This window comes from Pseudomonas alkylphenolica, assembly GCF_004025535.1.
Lineage (GTDB): Bacteria > Pseudomonadota > Gammaproteobacteria > Pseudomonadales > Pseudomonadaceae > Aquipseudomonas > Aquipseudomonas alkylphenolica_A.
On the sequence record NZ_QJRG01000048.1, the window covers coordinates 248,845 to 267,798 of the forward strand.

16 protein-coding genes are annotated in these 18,954 nt (G+C 63.3%); 5 read left to right on the forward strand and 11 right to left on the reverse strand.

Annotated elements, in window-relative coordinates; translation table 11 throughout:
• Positions 1-9: 9 nt before the first annotated feature.
• Both DM813_RS21840 and iacA read right to left on the reverse strand, forming a co-directional pair.
• On the reverse strand, positions 10-372 hold the full coding sequence (locus DM813_RS21840) for an IacB protein (protein WP_128325479.1): 363 nt from the start codon (positions 370-372) through the stop codon (positions 10-12).
• A gap of 16 nt (positions 373-388) precedes the next feature.
• Positions 389-1,561 carry an indole-3-acetate monooxygenase gene (gene iacA / locus DM813_RS21845; RefSeq protein WP_128325480.1) on the reverse strand — a complete coding sequence of 391 codons (1,173 nt, stop codon included), beginning with the start codon at positions 1,559-1,561 and terminating at the stop codon, positions 389-391.
• A 459-nt stretch (positions 1,562-2,020) separates the two neighbouring features.
• Between iacA and DM813_RS21850 the strand changes: the two genes are divergently transcribed.
• Positions 2,021-2,650, forward strand: coding sequence for an NIPSNAP family protein (locus tag DM813_RS21850; protein ID WP_128325481.1), 630 nt, complete (start codon positions 2,021-2,023; stop codon positions 2,648-2,650).
• Between the two features lie 58 nt (positions 2,651-2,708).
• On the opposite strand, the gene DM813_RS21855 is transcribed toward DM813_RS21850, so the two are convergent.
• The 4 genes from DM813_RS21855 to DM813_RS21870 all read right to left on the reverse strand — a co-directional run bounded on the left by DM813_RS21855 (position 2,709) and on the right by DM813_RS21870 (position 6,663).
• A complete protein-coding gene (locus DM813_RS21855; protein ID WP_128325482.1) occupies positions 2,709-4,064 on the reverse strand; it encodes a spinster family MFS transporter in 1,356 nt (451 codons plus the stop codon).
• Positions 4,065-4,270: 206 nt separating this feature from the next.
• Entirely contained in the window at positions 4,271-5,203 is a 933-nt protein-coding gene (catA, locus tag DM813_RS21860; RefSeq protein WP_128325483.1) for a catechol 1,2-dioxygenase, read from the reverse strand.
• A gap of 33 nt (positions 5,204-5,236) precedes the next feature.
• Positions 5,237-5,527, reverse strand: a complete 291-nt coding sequence (gene catC / locus DM813_RS21865) for a muconolactone Delta-isomerase (RefSeq protein ID WP_128325484.1) — start codon at positions 5,525-5,527, stop codon at positions 5,237-5,239.
• Between the two features lie 14 nt (positions 5,528-5,541).
• A complete protein-coding gene (locus tag DM813_RS21870) occupies positions 5,542-6,663 on the reverse strand; it encodes a muconate cycloisomerase family protein (RefSeq protein WP_128325485.1) in 1,122 nt (373 codons plus the stop codon).
• Positions 6,664-6,946: 283 nt separating this feature from the next.
• Between DM813_RS21870 and DM813_RS21875 the strand changes: the two genes are divergently transcribed.
• The gene (locus DM813_RS21875) at positions 6,947-7,780 is read left to right on the forward strand and encodes an alpha/beta fold hydrolase (RefSeq protein ID WP_128325486.1); all 834 of its coding nucleotides are present in this window, start codon (positions 6,947-6,949) and stop codon (positions 7,778-7,780) included.
• Between the two features lie 56 nt (positions 7,781-7,836).
• On the opposite strand, the gene DM813_RS21880 is transcribed toward DM813_RS21875, so the two are convergent.
• Genes DM813_RS21880 through DM813_RS21900 form a run of 5 tightly spaced genes read right to left on the reverse strand, consistent with a single transcriptional unit; the run spans position 7,837 to position 11,940 of the window.
• Positions 7,837-8,595, reverse strand: a complete 759-nt coding sequence (locus tag DM813_RS21880; protein WP_128325487.1) for an SDR family NAD(P)-dependent oxidoreductase — start codon at positions 8,593-8,595, stop codon at positions 7,837-7,839.
• Complete coding sequence (locus DM813_RS21885; RefSeq protein WP_128325488.1) at positions 8,592-9,767, reverse strand: acyl-CoA dehydrogenase family protein; 1,176 nt, start codon at positions 9,765-9,767, stop codon at positions 8,592-8,594. Before DM813_RS21885 ends, DM813_RS21880 begins: the two co-directional genes overlap by 4 nt.
• A 28-nt stretch (positions 9,768-9,795) precedes the next feature.
• Positions 9,796-10,515 (reverse strand): histidine phosphatase family protein, encoded by a 720-nt coding sequence (locus DM813_RS21890; RefSeq protein WP_128325489.1) that lies wholly within the window; start codon positions 10,513-10,515, stop codon positions 9,796-9,798.
• On the reverse strand, positions 10,508-10,882 hold the full coding sequence (locus DM813_RS21895) for a DUF6285 domain-containing protein (RefSeq protein WP_128325490.1): 375 nt from the start codon (positions 10,880-10,882) through the stop codon (positions 10,508-10,510). Before DM813_RS21895 ends, DM813_RS21890 begins: the two co-directional genes overlap by 8 nt.
• The gene (locus DM813_RS21900; protein WP_128325491.1) at positions 10,879-11,940 is read right to left on the reverse strand and encodes a phosphotransferase family protein; all 1,062 of its coding nucleotides are present in this window, start codon (positions 11,938-11,940) and stop codon (positions 10,879-10,881) included. The genes DM813_RS21895 and DM813_RS21900 overlap by 4 nt, the downstream gene beginning before the upstream one ends.
• Before the next feature lie 322 nt (positions 11,941-12,262).
• On the opposite strand from DM813_RS21900, the gene DM813_RS21905 reads away from it, so the two are divergent.
• From DM813_RS21905 to DM813_RS21915, 3 genes are all read left to right on the forward strand, one after another.
• A complete protein-coding gene (locus DM813_RS21905) occupies positions 12,263-14,914 on the forward strand; it encodes a LuxR C-terminal-related transcriptional regulator (protein WP_128325492.1) in 2,652 nt (883 codons plus the stop codon).
• Between the two features lie 111 nt (positions 14,915-15,025).
• On the forward strand, positions 15,026-16,813 hold the full coding sequence (locus tag DM813_RS21910; RefSeq protein ID WP_128325493.1) for an acyl-CoA dehydrogenase C-terminal domain-containing protein: 1,788 nt from the start codon (positions 15,026-15,028) through the stop codon (positions 16,811-16,813).
• Positions 16,814-16,828: 15 nt separating this feature from the next.
• Positions 16,829-18,946, forward strand: a complete 2,118-nt coding sequence (locus DM813_RS21915; protein WP_128325494.1) for a 3-hydroxyacyl-CoA dehydrogenase NAD-binding domain-containing protein — start codon at positions 16,829-16,831, stop codon at positions 18,944-18,946.
• Positions 18,947-18,954: the final 8 nt, after the last annotated feature.

Here is an 18,954-nt window from a genome sequence, read left to right on the forward strand (position 1 = left end):
TGCCGTCAATCACGTACGCTGGATAATCAGCTCACGACCGACACGCGCCTCGACTTTTGCATAGCGCCAGAGTTTGTAAGGGGTCTCGCCCACCGCCGTGGTGCGGAACAGGTTGCACGCGGCGTGCACGGTCTCGATATCCGGGACATCGGCCAGCAGGTACGTGGTCCAGGGGAAGCCGTCAGACGGGCCGACCATGCTTTTGTCGTCATCCATGTTGCCCAGTACTTCAACGCCTGGCAGGTCATGGATACCGTTCCACATTTCACTGAAGGCTGCCCAGACTTGCAGCTGTTCTTCACGCGGGGCGTCGAAGAAGTTCTGGTTGATGCCCATGCAAAACAACACGCGCAATGCTTTTTTATCGCTCATGATCAGTTCTCGGTAATTAGATATAGCCAGGAAGCGGTTGTTTGCCGAAGAAAATCGCTCCGGCATTCTGATAAGTAACGTCGCCCATGAACGCGTGTTGCGTGACCACCTGTGCATCATTGACGCAGCGCGCCAGCGGGCTTTCGTTGTAGACACCGGTCATGCCCGAGAGCATTTGCGCGGTGCGTGCCACCTCGGCCGCAACGCGGGTGGCGTGGGTCGAGGAGAGACGCAGCAAATTGGTCGTCTCGGCCGGCACCGGATTGCCGGCCAGCACGTGCTCCCAGGCCTGCTCGATCGACTCGTAGAAGAATGCGCGTGCCGAGCGCAGGGCGGCTTCGGCCTTGGCAATGTCGACCTGGGCCAGCGGGCGGTCGGCCAGTGCCGGGGCGCCGGTCACCGAGATTCTGCCGCTGGCCATGCCGGCCAGTTCGTCGAGTGCGGCGCGGGCGACGCCCAGGCCCACCACCGACAGCACCTGAGTGGCAAACGACAGCGACGGGTAGCGGAAGAACGGCTCGTCGAGGTTGGCCGCCCCGCCGCGGACAAACGTCCATTCCTCTGGGACGACGACGTCATCGATCACCAGGTCATGGCTGCCAGTACCCAGCAGGCCGACGGTTTCCCAGGTCGGGTCGATGCGCACCTTTGATTGTGGCATCACGGCAATGCGTGGCAGGTCGAACTTGTCGCCGTTTTTCGGCGCGATGCCAACGCCGACGATGTCAGCGCCCATGGAACCGCTGGAGTACTTCCAGCGGCCCTTGACCTGAAAGCCGCCGGGTACCACTTCGGCAGGCTGCGGCGGGAAGATGCCGCCGGCAAACACGACGTCCGGACCGTTGGCATAGACCTGGGCGATGGTCTCCAGCGGCAGCGCCGCGAGGTAGACAGGGCTCATGCCAAAGCTGGCGACCCAGCCGGCAGAACCGTCGGCATGGGAAATGCGTTCGATCATTTCGCAGAATTGCGCCGGCGAGCACTCGTTGCCGCCAAAGCGCCGAGGCACCAGTGCGCGGTACACGCCCTGCGCCTTGAAGGCGTCGATGACATCCCGGGAAATGTGACGCTGGCGATCAAATTCACCCAGCCGGGCACGGGCCCGAACACCGTCAAGCAGCGCTTCAAAGGCAGGACCACTGGATAGCGCAGACACAGGAGCTGCGTCCGGCACGCTAAGCGGATTCATAGGAACACTCCGTCTTCAGTCACGGTTAAGGGCAATGAGCAAGGGGCAAGAGGACGTAAAAGCCCTCGGGGCTGCAGCGTGACTGCACGCCAGTGCTGCGGGTGCCGGCGCCTGTTCACAGGCACCCGGCTGCTTGGGACAAGCGGGATGGGTCGGCATGATCGAGTACCTTTTTTGTTTTGGTGCCGTGGAGCAAATGTGCCTCCATTTACGTGAATAGTCAATGGATTATTCACGCTTATGGCGCAACCAAAAATCGAGGCAAAAATGTAGAAAATGGATGATGAAAATTCTTTATATCTTTGTTTTATATGTTTTTTTAATTTTCAATATTTCAAATTCACATCATTCGAGCGCGAAAAATAATGGAAATTTATTTTATTTTTTTATTGAACCATCTAGTCAGCGACAGGACCTCACGCCATGATGCCTCGCCACTGAAACCCCGAGGAGTTGCACATGAGCCATCAGCTATTCGAGTTGATTCGTCTGACGTTGCGCGTGCGCACCGTCCCCCACGCTCTGCCGCGGTTGCAGGCGGCCCTGTCTGAAGCGCTTGAAGGCGTCGAACTGGTGGGGTGCTGGGTATCCGAGATTGGCCCGCAAAACACCATTGCGGTGATGCGCAGCTTCGCCTCAAGCGAAATCAGGGACGCTGAACGCCAGCGCCTGCTGCTGGCAGCGGATGGCCTGCGCATTGGCGAATACCTGTTGCACCAGCACATCGATGACTACTGCCTGTTCCCGTTTCTACAGCCGCTGCCACCTGGCCCGCACGGCCCCTTTTATGAGCTGCGCGAATACAACCTGGTGCCTTCAGGCCTTGAGCCGACGCTGGAGGGCTGGAAAAAAGCGGTGGGACCGCGTACCGATGAGGCGTACTCGCAGGTTTATGCCGCCTTCTATGCCACCAGCGGGCGGGTGCCGCGCTACCTGCATATCTGGCCCTACGCAAGCCTGGAGCAGCGCCTGGACGTGCGCACGCGTGCGGTAAAGGACGGCGTCTGGCCACCGGAAAACTCAGCACCGCAACTGCAGGAAATGAACTCGGTGGCCTACCTCCCCGCCGCGTTCTCGCCCTTGTCGTAAGACGCGGCCCGGGCAGGCCGTGCTTGGCGCACAGCCTGCCCGGGATCATCCCGGCACGTCAGTGGTTCGCGGACTGTTCGGCCTGCACGCTCTGGCGGAAATGAGTACAGCCTTTGCCCAGCAGGAAGATCGCCAGCAGCGAGGCAACCGCGATGACCAGCGACATCGACATGCCGACGGCTGCAGGCGAGCCGAAATAGCGATCCGTGAGCATCGCCACCAGCGTCGTGCCCAGGCCCAGACCGATCAGGTTACTGACCAGCAGGAACAGCGCCGACACCTGGGCCCGCAGCTGGTTGGGCGCCAGGATCTGCATGGCGGCGGCCGATGTCGGCATCGGGAACGATGCGAAGAACATCGCCGGCACCAGCAAGCCGACCGACAGCAACAAGGTACCGACCTGGGTGAACAGTACCGCCGGCACTACCATGCCGATCGCACCAATCACCCCTGTGCGCATCGCCGCATCCTGGTACCCGCGCTTGGCCAGGTGGTCGGTGAGCCAGCCACCGAAGAACACCCCGGTGGTATTGGCCACCAACAGGACGATACCGAGCATGTAACCGGCGTCCACCGGGCTCATGCCAAAGGTGCGCATGTAATACGCCGGGGTCCAGCTCATCATGCTGTACAGGGCCATGGCGTAGAACGAAAAGCCCACGTAGTGGCAAAAGAAGGTCTGGCGATGGCGGCGCAGAAACCGCAGGCAATCCAGCATCGAGACCCGCGTCGGTGCCCCGTGTTTATCCGCTTTAATGCCCTGGCGCGCCGGGTCGCGCACGGTGAGCCAGATCAGCAAGCCGACCAGCACCCCGGGCAGCCCGACCAGAAAGAACGCCAGCTGCCACGCGCGCATCGCGCCCAGTAACGGCAATTCGATGGCCTGGGTGTTTTTCAGCAGGTCGATGACGTAGCCGCCAACCAGAAAGGCAATGCCCCCGCCCACGAACGAACCAATAGAGTAGATGCCAACCGCACGCCCGAGCTTTTCCTTGGGGAACAGGTCGCTGAACATCGAGTAGGCCGACGGCGACAGCGCCGCCTCCCCCACGCCAACGCCGATGCGCGCGAGAAACATCTGCAGGAAGTTTTTGCTCACGCCGCAGGCGGCCGTGGCGAAACTCCAGAACACCACACCCAGGGCGATGATCTTCGGGCGTGAAAAACGGTCAGCCAGGTAGGCGATGGGCATGCCCATGAACGCGTAGAACAGTGAAAACGCCAGGCCATGCAGCAGGCTGAACTGGGTATCGGTGATCTGCAGGTCGGCTTTGATCGGCTCGATCATCAACGCCAGTATTTGCCGGTCAACAAACGAGAAGATGTACGCGACCATGCACAAGCCGACGACATACCACTCGTACAGGTAGCGTTTCTGTTTAAGCACAACGGGCGTTACGGCTTCTATATTCAAGATCACACTCCCACGGGGTCGATCTGAACGCACGGCCAGGCGCACGCGTGATCAACACCACGCTTTATTGAATTTATTGTTAGGCGTGAGTGCCTGGGGCAGGAGAACAACGAACGTCAAACGGTGCCGGGTGTTTTAGGTGCAGATAAATCCGCGCCTGCCGGTCACCCACCGGCAGGCGCGAATACAACGGCTGCGTTGCAGGCTTACTCCTGCAATGCACGCGGGCGCTGGCTGCGCTCGGTGGCGCCGGCGTCCTTGGCGTCCTGCAACTGGAAGCTGAACTCCAGATCGGCAAACGGCTGGCCTTCCAGGCCGCGCTCGCGGGAGGCCTGGGCATCGCTGTTGAAGTCCAGGCGCCCGACCAGGCCGTCACGCGTGGCGTAGGCGAAGTCGTCCCAGAGGTACTGGTCACCCTCGAAGTTGATTTGCGTGGTCAGGTGACGGTAGCCCGGCGCCGAGATGAAAAAGTGGATGTGCGCCGGGCGCTGGCCATGACGGCCCAGCTGATTGAGGACTTCCTGGGTGGTGCCACTGGGCGGGCAACCGTAGCCGCTCGGCACGATGCTGCGCGCACGGTAGCCGCCCTGCTCGTCGGTGAGGATGCGCCGGCGCAGGTTGTACGGCGACTGGCTGGAGTCGAAGTAGGAGTAGGTGCCCTGGGTGCTGGCGTGCCAGACGTCGACGGTGGCGCCGGCAACCGGGTTGCCCTGGGCATCGAGCACACGGCCCTTGAGGAACATCACCGTACCCGGGTCGGTGCCGTCGTCCATCCGCGCCTCGGTCTGCGACAGCGGCGCACCGGCAACGTACAGGGGCCCTTCGATGGTACGCGGGGTGCCGCCGGTCAGGCCGACCTGGGCATCCTTGGCGTCCTGCAGCAAGTCCAGGAAGTGCTCGATACCCAGCCCGGCGACCAGCAGGCCGGCCTCCTGGTTAGTACCCATGCGGTTGAGGTAGTCCACCGCTTTCCAGAATTCGTCATCGCTGACTTCCAGGTCTTCGATCAGTCGCGCAGCGTCCTGAATGATGCGCAGGACGATCTGCTTGAAGCGCTGGTTACCCTGGTCGTTATTGATACCCGCCACTTCGTTGAAGAAGTTCTGGACGTCGGCAGTCTGAGAAATTTTCACGGTCATGGTTATTACCCGTCTTATTGTTATTGAAGGTGATCAGCGATCGTCAGCATGAATCGAGGACGGATGGCGGCAGAGCCCATCGATCTCGATGTCCATATAAGGGAACAGCGGCAGTTGCATCAGCGTGTCGTGCAGGGCCTCGACGCTGGGCACATCGAACACGCTGTAGTTGGCGTAGTGACCGGCAATGCGCCAGAGGTGACGCCAGGTGCCTTCCTGCTGGAGGCGCTGGGCCAGTTCCTTTTCATCCGCCTTGAGCTTGGCCGCGGCGTCCGGGGCCATATCGGTGGGGAGTTTTACCGTCATCTTTACGTGAAACAGCATGGTGTCTACCTCTATCAACGGCGAACAAAACGTGCCAGGCGCTCTTCGTCCAGCGTCAGTCCCAGGCCTGGAGTACGTGGTACGTGCAGGTGGAAGTCGCGGTATACCGGGGCCTCGGTGACGATCTCTTCGGTCAGCAGCAACGGCCCGAAGAGCTCGGTGCCCCAGGTCAACTGATTCAGGGTGATGAAGGCATGGGCCGAGGCCAGGGTGCCGACGCTGCCTTCGAGCATGGTGCCGCCGTACAGCGCAATGCCTGCCGCCTCGGCAATCTGCGCGGTGCGCAGCACGGCACGTGGCCCGCCATTCTTGGCGATCTTCAGGGCAAAGATGCTGGCAGCGCCGTCGATGGCCAGGCACAGGGCATCCTCGACGCTTTCGATCGATTCATCAGCCATGATCGGCGCCGGGCTGACCTGGTGCAGGTGCACTTGCCCTGCCCGGTTGTTGCGCGAAATCGGTTGCTCGATCAGGTCGATGCCGTTGTCGCCCAGTACCCGGCAGGCCCGCAGGGCCTGGGAAATGTTCCAGTACTGATTGACGTCCACGCGCACGCTGGCCCGGTCACCCAGGGCCTTCTTGATCGCGATGACATGGGCAAGATCCTGGTCGACAGGGTTGGCGCCGATCTTCAACTTGAAAATGCGATGGCGGCGCAGCTCGAGCATCTGCTCGGCCTCGGCGATATCACGGGCGGTGTCGCCGGAGGCCAGGGTCCAGGCCACTTCCAGGCTGTCGCGCACACGGCCGCCGAGCAGTTCGCTGACCGGCAACCCCAGGCGCTTGCCCTGGGCATCGAGGAGTGCCGACTCAAGACCGGACTTGGCGAAGGTATTGCCCTTGGCGATCTTGTCCAGCTTGAGCATCGCCGCGTTGATATTGCCCGCGTCCATGCCGATCAAGGCCGGCGCCAGGTGTGCGTCGATGTTCTGCTTGATGCTTTCCGGGCTTTCGTAGCCATAGGCCAGGCCACCGATGGTGGTGGACTCACCGATGCCTTCGATGCCGTCGGCACAGCGCAGCCTGATGATCACCAGGGTCTGCGATTGCATGGTGTGCATGGCCAGCTTGTGCGGCCTGATGGTCGGCAGGTCGACAATGAGGGTTTCGATGCGTTCGATCACGGCATGGGTCATTGCAAGCTTCCAGAGGCTGGGCGTCCGGACGTCTACTGACGCGTTGGACTGTTGTTTTTATGAGCTTTGCCCAGCTTTGCACATCGCCGTAATTACGTCCAATATCAATTGAATATTCCACTATACTCAGCGGGTATGGTAACCACTTGACTGGTAGGGTCGGCACACCCGGCTACACTCTTACGCGGCTCAAAATGACGGCCCGCAGTCAATTCGCGCGGCCGCTTCGTGCCACCCCCAACCCTTCAGCCACAGCGATCCAGGCGAGCACAGGAGTTAGGCCATGAGTACCTTTACTACCCAAGACGGCACCGAGATCTACTACAAGGACTGGGGCGACAAAGAGGCCCAGCCGATCATGTTCCACCACGGCTGGCCGCTGAGTGCCGACGACTGGGACAGCCAGATGATGTTCTTCCTCGGCAAAGGCTTTCGCGTCATTGCCCATGACCGCCGCGGCCACGGGCGCTCATCGCAGACCTGGCAAGGCAACGAAATGGACACCTATGCCGACGACGTGATTCAGCTCACCGACAAACTGGACCTCATTGGTGCAGTGCATGTCGGGCATTCGACCGGTGGTGGCGAAGTGGCTCGCTATACGGCGCGAGCGAAACCTGGGCGGGTATCCAAGGCAGTGCTGATCGGTGCAGTGCCACCGATCATGGTCAAGTCGGAGAAAAACCCCGGTGGCCTGCCGATCGAAGTGTTCGACGGCTTTCGCGAGGCCTTGCTGGCCAACCGCGCGCAGTTTTTCCTCGATGTGCCGGCGGGCCCGTTCTATGGCTTCAATCGCCCGGGCGCGAAGGTGTCGCAAGGCATCATCGAGAACTGGTGGCGTCAGGGCATGATGGGCGCCACCAAGGCGCACTACGATTGCATCAAGGCGTTTTCCGAAACCGACTTTACCGAAGACCTGAAGCAGATCCAGGTGCCGACCCTGGTGATGCACGGTGAGGACGACCAGATCGTGCCCATCGACGATTCTGCCCGTCTGGCCATCAAGCTGCTCAAGCACGGCTCGCTGAAAACCTATCCGGGGTTGCCTCACGGCATGCCGACTACCCACGCGGACCAGATAAACGCCGATCTGCTGGCCTTTATCCGCGACGAATAATTACCTGGCAGCGGTAAACAAGCCCGCGCTCTGTCGCGGGCTTGTTTCAGGGTCGCTCAATACGCCGACAAACCACCATCCACGGCAATTGCCTGCCCGGTCATGTAACCGTTCTCGCGGGCACAAAGCATCAGCATGACGGCGACCACCTCGTCAGGTTCGGCAAAGCGCTTCATCGGCGAGCCCTGGGCGAGGAAGTCCTGCTTCTCGCCCACTTCGCTGTCGGTCACCATCGGCGTCGCGCTGTAGAACGGGCACACGGCGTTGATGCGGATGTTCTGCCGAGCGTATTCAACCGCCGCCCCTTTGGTCAGCCCGACCACGGCATGCTTGGCAGCGCAATAGGCCGCCAGTTTAGGCGCACCACCAAGCCCGGCAATCGAGGCAACATTGAGGATCACCCCGCTGCCCTGGCTGAGCATCTGGCGGATCTGGTACTTCATGCCGAAGAACACGCCTTTGCCGTTGACTGCAAAGCTCTGGTCCAGCTCGGCCTCGGTGGTGTCGATGAAGGCTTTCATCGGCGTGAGGATACCGGCGTTGTTGACCCCAATATCCAGACGCCCGAAATGCTCCACCGCGGCATCGACCAAAGCGCTGACCTCGCTTTCGCGGCTTACATCACAGGCCTGGGCGACGACACTGGCACCTGCCTCGCGCAACTGCGCGGCAACCCGGGCCAGCCCGGTTTCGTTGCGGTCACCCAGCACCAGCCGCGCGCCCAGGCCTGCCAGACGCCGCGCCAGCAGTTCACCAAAACCACTGGCTGCGCCGGTGATCATCACCACCTGATCCTGAAACGTATCCGGGCTCATTGCTTGCCCTCGGTAAAGCGCGACAGCACTTTTTTCGCCAGGCTCATGCGGTGCACTTCATTAGGGCCGTCATAGATGCGGAAACTGCGGGCATCGCGGAAGATCCGCTCGACAATCGTCTCGCCGGTAACCCCCTGCCCGCCCAGCACCTGCACGCAGCGGTCGATGACCCGCCAGATGCCCTCGGAGCTGATCACCTTGGCCATGCTCGACTCGACGTTGCCGCGCTCGCCCTGGTCCAGCACCCAGGCACAGTGCCAGATGGTCAGCCGGGTGCTGTGCAGGTCCATCTCGTTGTCGGCAAGCATGAAGCCTACCCCCTGATGTTCGCCCAGCGTCTTGCCAAACGACTGGCGACGGCTGGCGTAGCTGCAGGCTACCTCGTGGGCACGTCGGGCCTGGCCGAGCCAGCGCATGCAATGGGTCAGGCGCGCGGGTGCCAGGCGCAGTTGGGCATAGCGAAAGCCCTTGCCGATTTCGCCCAGCACGTCAGCGGCCGGCACCCGCAGGTTGTCTAGGCGCAGCACCGCATGGCCGCCGGCGAAGCAGCTGTCGAGCGAGTCCATCATGCGCTCCAGAATGAACCCCGGGCGGTCGGTGTCGGTGAGAAACATGGTGGCCGTGCCGTCTTCCATGCGCGCCATGATGATCGCGACGCTGGCCCCTTCTGCACCGGTAATGAACCACTTCTGGCCGTTGATGAGGTAGTCGTCACCATCACGGACCGCCGTGGTGGTCATCATCGAAGGGTCGGAACCGGCCCCCGGGCTCGGTTCGGTCATCGCAAAGCAGGAGCGGATGTGGCCCTGCACCATGGGCAGCAACCAGCGCTGCTTCTGAGCAGGCGTTGCGACCAGCTCCAGCAGGTGGATATTGCCTTCGTCGGGCGCATGAATGTTCAGGGCGATCGGCCCCAGCGGCGAATAGGCGGCTTCTTCGAAGATCACCGCCTTTTCCATATGGCTCAGGCCCAGACCACCCATTTCTCTGGACGCATGCGGCGTCAACAGGCCATGGGCCCGAGCCTTTTCAACCAGCGCCTGGCGCAATTCGGCGTTCGGACCGTGGGCGGTCTGGCGCGGGTCGCGCTCCATCGGCACGATTTCTTCGGCGATAAAGCGGCGGACCTTGGCCTGCAAGGCCAGCAGCTCGGCAGGGAGTGCAAAATTCATGGTTATGTTCCTTGGCGTCGAAGTGAAATCAGGCGTGCAGCACGCGCGGGTCAATGGTGCTGTACAGGTGTTCCATGACGGTGTGCCCGATGCCGACCTTGGCCGGGTCATAGGGGGTGAAGTTCTGCGTGCGCACCAGCGCACGCACGACGCGGGGGCCGTCCATGTCGATATCCAGCACATTCAGGCAGGCATGGTCCTGCTCGAAGGCGGCCAAGCCTTGCAAACCTGCGCCCGTGGCCCAGGCCAGAAGGATGCGGTTGACCGCGTCATGGCTGACGACCAGCGCGCTGTGCCAGTCAGGGTCTGCCAGCAGCCGGTTGAACTGCGACAGGATCCGCGCCTGGAACGCGGCCCAGCCTTCGCCTCGCAGAAAACTCCCGCCTTCACAGGCGGCGCGCTGGTAGGCCCCGGCCACCTCGCTGTGCAGCAAATGCGCGGGAATGTCACGCAGGCGCCCGGCGCGAATTTCGCGCAGGCCGCTCAGTTCCTCGACCGCAAGCGTGCGGCCGGTTATCAGCTGATCCAGTGTCTGCCTGGCGCGGGGGTAATCCGAGCACAGCGCACGGTCGAACGGCACATCGCACAGCACATTCCCCAGCGCTTGCGCCTGCTCAAGGCCTTTGGCCGACAACGGTACGCTGCGCGGATCGAGGGGTTTGCCCGCGTCATCGAAATAGTTCACGTGGCCGTGGCGCACCAGATAACAACGGCGACGACGCATCGCGCCTGCTGCAAGGTCATTCATCAGCCAGCACCTTGGGGTTGTTGATGTTCAGCTGTTCACGGTTACTGCGCCGCAAGGCATCCAGCAGGCAGCGCCGGGCATCATCGTCGGCGTCGAAGGCCCCCAGGCGGATGTGCTCGCTGAGCACGGTTTGCGCCTGCTCCAGCGGCAACGGCGGCAGCCCCAGCAGCGCTAGCACCGCGTTCAGAGCACGCGATTCGGCATCGCGGCAGGCGGGCAACTGGTCCACTTCGCGGCCGGCAATTGCCAAGGCGTTGGCAATCATCCGCGCCTCGTAGTGCAACGGAGAGGGCAATGCCGGCAGCAGCTGGCTGAGCAGCAGCTCTCGGGTGCATGCCAGCAAATCGCTCACAGTGCGTTGGCTCATGGCTGCATGCCTCCGGTCAGGGCGAGGATTTCGTGTTCAAGGGTGGGCACCAGACGGCCCGTGAGCAGCAACTCCAGCGAGCGCTGCTGCCCGGACAGATGGCGCTGCTGTTGCTGCAAGGCAATCACCGCCCAGCGCAGGTGGGCCATGACCTGCCAGAACTGCAAGTCCTCGCCCGTCAGGTCCAGGTTGCGAATGCTGCGGTAACCGGCGAGAAAGTCGTTTAACTCGCCTATGCCGCCTGCCGCCAGGTCCGCGCGGGCGAAGCGCCAGCAGCGTGCCGTGAACCAGCCGAGGTCCTCACGCGGATCGCCCCAGCCGGCAAACTCCCAATCCAGCACGCCGGTCAGCACGCCGTTGTCCAGCAGGTAGTTACCGGTGCGGTAATCACGGTGGATCAGGCACGGCGCCAGTGGCGCGGGCTTGTTGAGTTCACACCAGCGCAGGCCCCACTCCAGCGCCGGGTGGCGCTCGGGCAAGGTGTCGAGAAAATGCCGGTAACGGTCGACGCTGTCTTGCACCGGGTCGCTGACCGGCGAGCCGAGAAAGCCGAGACCGGCCTGCGGCGGGGTAACCTGATGCAGCCGCGCCAGGCAGGCGCCGAGCTGGATGCAGATAGCTCGGCGTTGTTCATCGCTGAATGCAGTGGTGGTCAAGCCGAAACCACTGGCATTGCCGGCCAGCGCCTGCATGACGAAAAACACCCGGCCGATCACCTGCAGGTCGTGACAGAGCCACAGGGGTTCGGGCACGTTGACGCCGGCCTGGTAAACCGTGCGCAGTACGGCAAACTCTTGCTCACGGCTCATGCTGGCGGCCACCGCAGAAGCGGCATCGGTGCGCAGCACCCAGCGCTGGCGCAGTGGCCCCTTGGCCTCATGCACCACGGCCTCGATCAGCCAGTTTTCCTGGATGGCGCCCCCCGACAGGCGCTCGCTTCGTTCAATGACCACCGGCCTGCCATCGAGCTGCTCGCTCAGGTAGGCCGCCAACGCTTCATGGGCTTGCGGGATATCTGTCTGGGCGTTGTCACGCCGCAATGGATTACTGCTTGGCATAGTTGCTCGATCTCGCAATTTGAAAGCTGCCCTGCTCGGGAGCAAGATCGATGCCACGCGTAAAAATAGAAATATTTAATGCTCATTAATCAATTATTTGAACGATGTATTTAAATTATTTATCAAGTTTAGGACATCGAACCGATTGCAGAATTGAACACCGCACTTGCATCAGTGAATCCGGGTTTCAAAAGCGCAACGCCGGTCAACCGCCTGCACACAGGCACTCCCACCCTGCTGCCACTCTCGGCTAGGATGGGCGCGCCACCCTATCGTGCGCCGCGGCGCTGAATACGCTTTGCCTGCAAGGAAATACGCCCTGATGCTCCTTCCCGTGCTCAAGCCCAACCAGCTACGTCTTCCGGCCGAGCCGCGCCGCGCGCTCCCCCGTGGGCGCCTGCTCGATCGGCTGGAGCAGGCCGTTGACGCCGGTTGTTTCACCTTGCTGCAGGCGCCGCTGGGCTACGGCAAAAGCACCCTGCTCGGCCAGTTCGCCCGCCGCCACAGCGCCACCTGCGCGTGGCTGCGCCTGAGCGCTGCCGACAACCAGCCCTTGAGCCTGCTGGTCCACCTGCAGGCCGCACTGAATGTACCAGCGAGCGCCCCGGCTGGTGATCCGCAGCGCCTGTGGAGTGACATTCAGCAGCACCTGGAGCGCAGGGACGAACCGCTTACCTTGCTGCTCGACGACCTGCACCTGCTGCATGCCCCTCAGGCTTACCAGTACCTCGACCAGCTGCTGCAGTTCCCGTTGCCCAACCTGCGCCTGCTGGCGGCCAGCGAAGGCCCGCCGCGGCTACCGTTGGCCCATCTGCGCCGCGACGCGCGGCTGACCCTGCTCACCGCCCAGGACCTGGCCCTGGACAGCGAAGAGACCCGGCAACTTGCCGCCCTGCGCAACGTACAGCTCAGTGCCGACGCCATCTACCTACTGCGCGCCGGCAGCGAAGGCTGGATCAGTGGCGTGTTGTTCTGGCTCGAGGCATACGAGCAGGCGGGTTCGAACGGGCCAGGGGCCAGCGACTTGCGCGCAATCAGCCGCCAGGCCTACGCCCATGCCCGCCAGTTCCTGGAGGAAGAACGCCTGCGCCAGCTCAAACCCGAGTTGTTGAGCCTGCTCGAGCGGACCTCGGTGGTGCAGGTCTTTGACCTGCAACTTGCCGGTCAGCTCAACGCCAGCAGCAACGTGCGCGAGCAACTGCGCCAGTTGCAACGCCAGGATCTGTTCATCGAGACCCGCCCGGACGAACTCAACGAGTACCGCTACCACCCGGTGATGCGCAACAGCCTCTACCAGCGCCTTGAGCAGCGTGATCCCCGGCAGTTGCGCCAGCTGCATCAGCAGGCGGCGCAGTGGCTGCTGGACCAGCGCCACTTTACCGAAGCGCTGCACCAGTTCGTGCGCGCCGGGGATGTCGAGGCGGTGCTGTCCATCGTCGACCGCCATGCCTTCGAACTGCTGCGCGAGGGCAAGATCAACACCCTGGTCGACTTCCTCGCCCAGCTGGCCGGGCAAACCGGCGGCGACAGTTTCACCCTGGCCACCACCGAGGCCTCGATCGTCATCGTCACCAATGACGTGGTGCACGCCTGCCAGTGCCTGCGGCGCCTGCAAGGGCTGCTCCGCCAGCAGGCCCCGCACCGCCATCCGCAACGGGTCCAGCAAACCCTGGCGTTTTTGCGCACCCGCCTGGCTTTTCTCGGCGGCAACCTGATGCACAGCCTGCGTATCGCCGACCGCACCTTGCAGCAGCTTCCCCAGCCCAACGCAGCCAGCTCGGTGTTGCACTTCGACCGTGCCAGTTGCCTGTTCGCGCTGGGCAACCTGGATGAGGCCAAGGCTGAAGCCGAACGCGCCCTCAACGAGCTGCAAGCCTTCGGCCTGAGCGGGTACACCAACCTCATGCAGTTGCTGCTCGGCCAGATCGAACTGGCTCAGGGCAAGGGCGAACAGGCCTGGCAGCGCTTCCTGGGGCTGGCCAACCCCAATGGCACCAGTAGTTCGGGCATTTTCTATGCCCTGTTCCACCATTTGGGCAAGGGCCTGGTGCTGCTGCAGGGCAACCAGCTGGAGCCTGCGCGCCAGTGCCTGATCCAGGCGGAAACGCTGGCGCTGGACTTCCCGCATTGCGCTGCGCTGGCGTGGATCTTCCACCATCAGGCCTGCCTGTACTGGGCGCTGGGTGAAACCCGCCAGGCCAAGGCGCGCTGGGACGAAGTGCGGCGCATGGCGCGCCAGTACCAGCTGTTTCTGCTGTACCGGCAAGCCGGCGCCTGGCGTGCCCGGCTGGCCGTGCGCGAGGATGACCAGGCGTTTCTGCTGGGGTGGCTGGATGAGTGGCATGGGTGTTTCCGTCGCTATGGCGAACACCTGCTGCCGGAGGAATGGCTGGCCTATGCCTGGGTGCAGCGCCACCTGGGGCAGCACCGCAAGGCCTGGCAGATTCATGCCGAACTCAAGGACCAGGCGCAGGCGCAGTCGAACCAGCGCCTGCTGCTCGACGTGCTGCTGCTTGAAACGGCCCTGGAGCAGGACCGCAGTGCCCGCGATGCGGCGCTGCGTTGCCTAGAGCAGGCCCTGCAACTGGCCAGCAGCCATGGCTTCGGGCAACTGTTGCAATACGAAGGGCAAGACCAGCTGGAATCGTTGCAGCACCTGCTGGCCCCGCAGATCCGCGAGCAGCTGGCGCTGACCGCGCCGGCGCCATCGCGCGAGCGCCTCAACCCGCTGTTCGCCCGTCTGTTGGCAGGCAGGGAACAGCCCCACCAGGGGTTGATCGTGCCGCTGTCGCGGCGCGAACTGGCAGTGCTCCAGCGCTTGTCACGCGGGCAGACCAACCAGCAGATTGCCGAAGCCCTGTTCATCAGCCTGAGCACGGTCAAGACCCACATCAACAACCTGTTCCGCAAGCTCGATGTCGCCGATCGCGACAGCGCCCGGCAAATGGCCCAGGGGCTCGGCCTGCTGGACTGACCTCCACCTCCACTCAGTGCACTTTCCACCCCTCAATCAACCCGGGGGTGGACGCTGCGCGCCGCGCGTATTGGTACAACGGGGCATCGCCAATCCATCTCGGAGCGCTGCATGCCCACCTACCAGGCCCCTCTACGCGATATCGCCTTCGTCGCCCATGAGCTGCTCGACCTTGCCGGCCACTATCAACAGCTGGTCGATTGCGAAGCCCTCGACCCGACCACCTTCGATGCCATCGTCGAGGAAGGCGCCAAGTTCGCTGCCCATCAACTATCGCCCTTGAACGCCATCGGCGATGAACACGGCTGCCGGTTGCACGAGGGCAAGGTCACCACGCCGCCGGGCTTTGCCGCTGCCTTCCACCAGTTTGCCGGCAACGGCTGGCTGGGCCTGGACAAAGACCCCACCTATGGCGGCCAGGGCCTGCCGCCAACGCTGGGTTTTGTCATTCATGAAATGCTGTGCAGCGCCAACCATGCCTGGACCATGTACGCCAACCTCACCGGCGGTGCGATTAGCACCCTCAGTGCCCATGCCGACCCGGTGATCAAGCAGCGCTACCTGCCGGCGCTGATCGCCGGGCGCTGGACCGGCACCATGTGCCTGACCGAAGCACATTGCGGCTCCGACCTGGGCTTGCTGCGTACCCGCGCCGTGCCTCAGGACGACGGCAGCTACCGGATCAGCGGCAGCAAGATGTTCATTTCGGCCGGTGAACACGACCTCGCCGAGAACATCGTGCACCTGGTGCTGGCCCGTATCGAAGGTGCCCCTGCCGGTATCAAGGGCATCTCGCTGTTCGTGGTTGCCAAGCACCAGGTCAATGCCAACGGGCAAGTGGGCGAGCTCAACGGCGTCAGTTGCGGTGCCATCGAAGAAAAAATGGGCATTCACGGCAATGCCACCTGCGTGCTCAATTTCGACGGCGCCTGCGGTCACCTGTTGGGTGAAGCGAACCGCGGCATCAACGCCATGTTCACCTTCATCAACGAGTCGCGCCTGGCGGTCGCCCAGCAGGCCCAGGCCCACGCCGAGTCAGCCTTTCAAGGCGCCCTGGGGTACGCCCGCGAACGCCTGCAGATGCGCGCCAGCCCGCGCCTGAACCCCGAGCAGCCAGCCGACCCGATCATTGGCCATGCCGATGTACGGCGCATGCTCCTGACCCAGAAGGCCTTCGCCGAAGGCGGGCGCATGCTCGCCTATGCCTGCGCCCAGGATGTCGACCGCCTGCATCACGCAGGCGAACCAGCGCTGCGCGATGCCGCCGCGCGCCGCCTGGCCCTGCTCACACCCATCGCCAAGGGCTTTCTCAGCGAAGCGGGCAATGAAGCCGCGCAACTGGGTATCCAGGTGTTCGGCGGGCATGGTTTTATCCGCGAATCGGGCATGGAACAGATTGCCCGTGATGTACGCATCACCACGATCTATGAAGGGACCAACGCCATTCAGGGCATCGACCTGCTGACCCGCAAGGTGTTTGCCGACAATGGCCAGGCCCTGGGCGAGTTGCTTGCCGAGATCGAGGTTTTCGCCCGTGCACCCGCCGTTCCGGCCGAACTGGCACAGCCGCTGCTCAATCAGGTAGCTGCCTGGCGCGAAGTGAGTGCGGCCCTGCAAGCGCTCCATCACAACGATGCCAACCTGGTCGGTGCCAGCGCCTTCGACTACCTGATGCAAAGTGGCTACACCCTGCTCGGTTACTACTGGCTGCGGGCCGCTTGCCTCGCCGACCAGGCGCTGGCTGCCGGCAGCGACGAACAGGCGTTCTACCAGGGCAAGCGTGAAACCGCACGCTTCTACCTGCAGCGCCTGCTGCCCCGCGCCACGCTTCACCGCACGCTGATCGAAAGCGGCAGTTCAAACCTGATGACCATTACCGACAGCGCCTTTGGCCGCTGAGGAGACGAGGAACCCATGTCCCAGTTGATTGACTATCGCCGCGACCAGGAACTGGCCCTGATCGGCCTGTGCAGCGCCCCCGTGAATGCACTCGGCCACGCCCTGCGCGAAGCCTTGGCCGACGCCTGCACGATCGCCGCCAACGACCCGCAGGTGCGCGCCATTGTCCTCTATGGCCAGCAGTTGCCGTTCAGTGCCGGTGCCGACATCGGCGAGTTCGGCGGCCCTCTGACCTGGCAGGCGCCTGCCCTGCCCGACCTGCTGCCCGCCCTCGCCCGGCTTGGCAAACCGCTGATTGCCGCCATTGACGGCGTGGCCCTGGGCGGTGGGCTGGAACTGGCGTTGATCTGCAGCCACCGCGTGGCAGTGGCCTCGGCGCGCCTGGGCCTGCCCGAGGTGACCCTGGGAGTGATTCCGGGTGCCGGCGGCACGCAGCGTCTGCCGCGACTGATCGGCGTAGAGGCAGCGCTGGAGATGATGCTCGGCGGCCAGCCGATCTCGGCCCGCCGAGGCCATGAGCTGGGCCTGATCGACTGCCTGGTCGAACACAGCGACGACCTGCTCGCCCAGGCCTGCACCTATACCCGTCAACTGCTGGCCGACAGCATCGGCAACGATGCGCCTGCTCGCACCCATCGCCCCGCACCGATTAGCCCCCCCACCGCGACGTTTTTCGATGAGCAGAACGCGCAGCTGGCGGCGCGCAAAACTGGACAACACGCGCCCCAGGCGGTACTCGACGCCGTGCGTGCCGCCTGCGAGCTTGAACTGACACAGGGGCTGGCACATGAACAGGCCCTGTTCCGTGAGGCCCTTGAACACCCGCAGGCCAAGGCGCTGCGTTATCAGTTCTTCGCCAGGAACGAAGCGCTGAAAATCCCCGGTATCGACCGCTCCACCCCCTTGCGCGACATCAACCAGGTGGCGGTAATCGGCGCCGGCACCATGGGCGGCGGCATCGCCATGAACTTCATCAATGCCGGCATCGCCGTGACCGTGCTGGAACTGTCGTCACAAGCGCTGGACCGGGGCCTGGCGCAGATCCGCCAGAACTACGAGACCAGCCGCAAGCGCGGCAAGATCAGCCAGGTGCAACTCGAACAGCGCATGGCCCTGCTCACCGGCACCCTGGAGTATGCCGACCTGGCCGACGCCGACCTGGTCATCGAGGCGGTGTTCGAGAACCTCGGCGTCAAGCAGAACGTATTCCGCACCCTCGATGAAGTGTGCAAACCCGGCGCCATCCTCGCCAGCAACACCTCGACCCTGGATGTCGACCAGATCGCCGCCGTCACCCGCCGCCCCCAGGATGTGGTCGGTCTGCATTTCTTCAGCCCGGCCAATGTCATGCGCCTGCTGGAAGTGGTGCGCGGCAAGGCCACCGCTCCCGACGTGCTGGCGACCACCCTGAAGGTGGCCAGGCGCATCGACAAGCTGCCGGTGGTGTCCGGGGTGTGCTTCGGTTTTATCGGCAACCGCATGCTCGAACCCTATGCCCGCGAAGCCCATCGCCTGGTGCTGGAAGGCGCCACCCCGGGGCAGGTCGACGCGGTATTGACCGGCCTCGGCCTGGCCATGGGCGTGTTCGCCATGTACGACCTGGCCGGCATCGATATCGGCTACCAGGTGCGTCAGGCCCGGCGCGACGAACTGGCCCACGACCCCAGTTACTTCCGCCTCGCCGACGAACTCTGCACCCTTGGCCGTCACGGCCAGAAGACCGGCCGCGGCTTTTACCACTACCAAGGCCGCGAGCGCCTGGAAGACCCGGAGGTGGTCGAGATCGCCGAGCACCTCGCCGCCGAGCTGGGCATCGAGAGGCGCACCATCAGCGACAAGGAAATCCACGACCGTTGCCTGTTCATGCTGATCAATGAAGGCGTGCAGTTGCTTGACGAGGGTATTGCCCTGCGTAGCGGCGACATCGACCTGGTGTGGACCAATGGCTACGGCTTCCCGGCCTGGCGCGGTGGCCCGCTGCACTACGCCGAGCAGCTGGGGCTGGACACCGTGCTGCACGGCATCGCGCACTACCGTCAGGCGCTCGGCGCTTACGGCCAGCAATGGTTGCAGCCGGCGCCGTTGCTTGAACACCTGGTTGCCCACCACCACACCCACATTGCGCAACGCTGATAACAGGA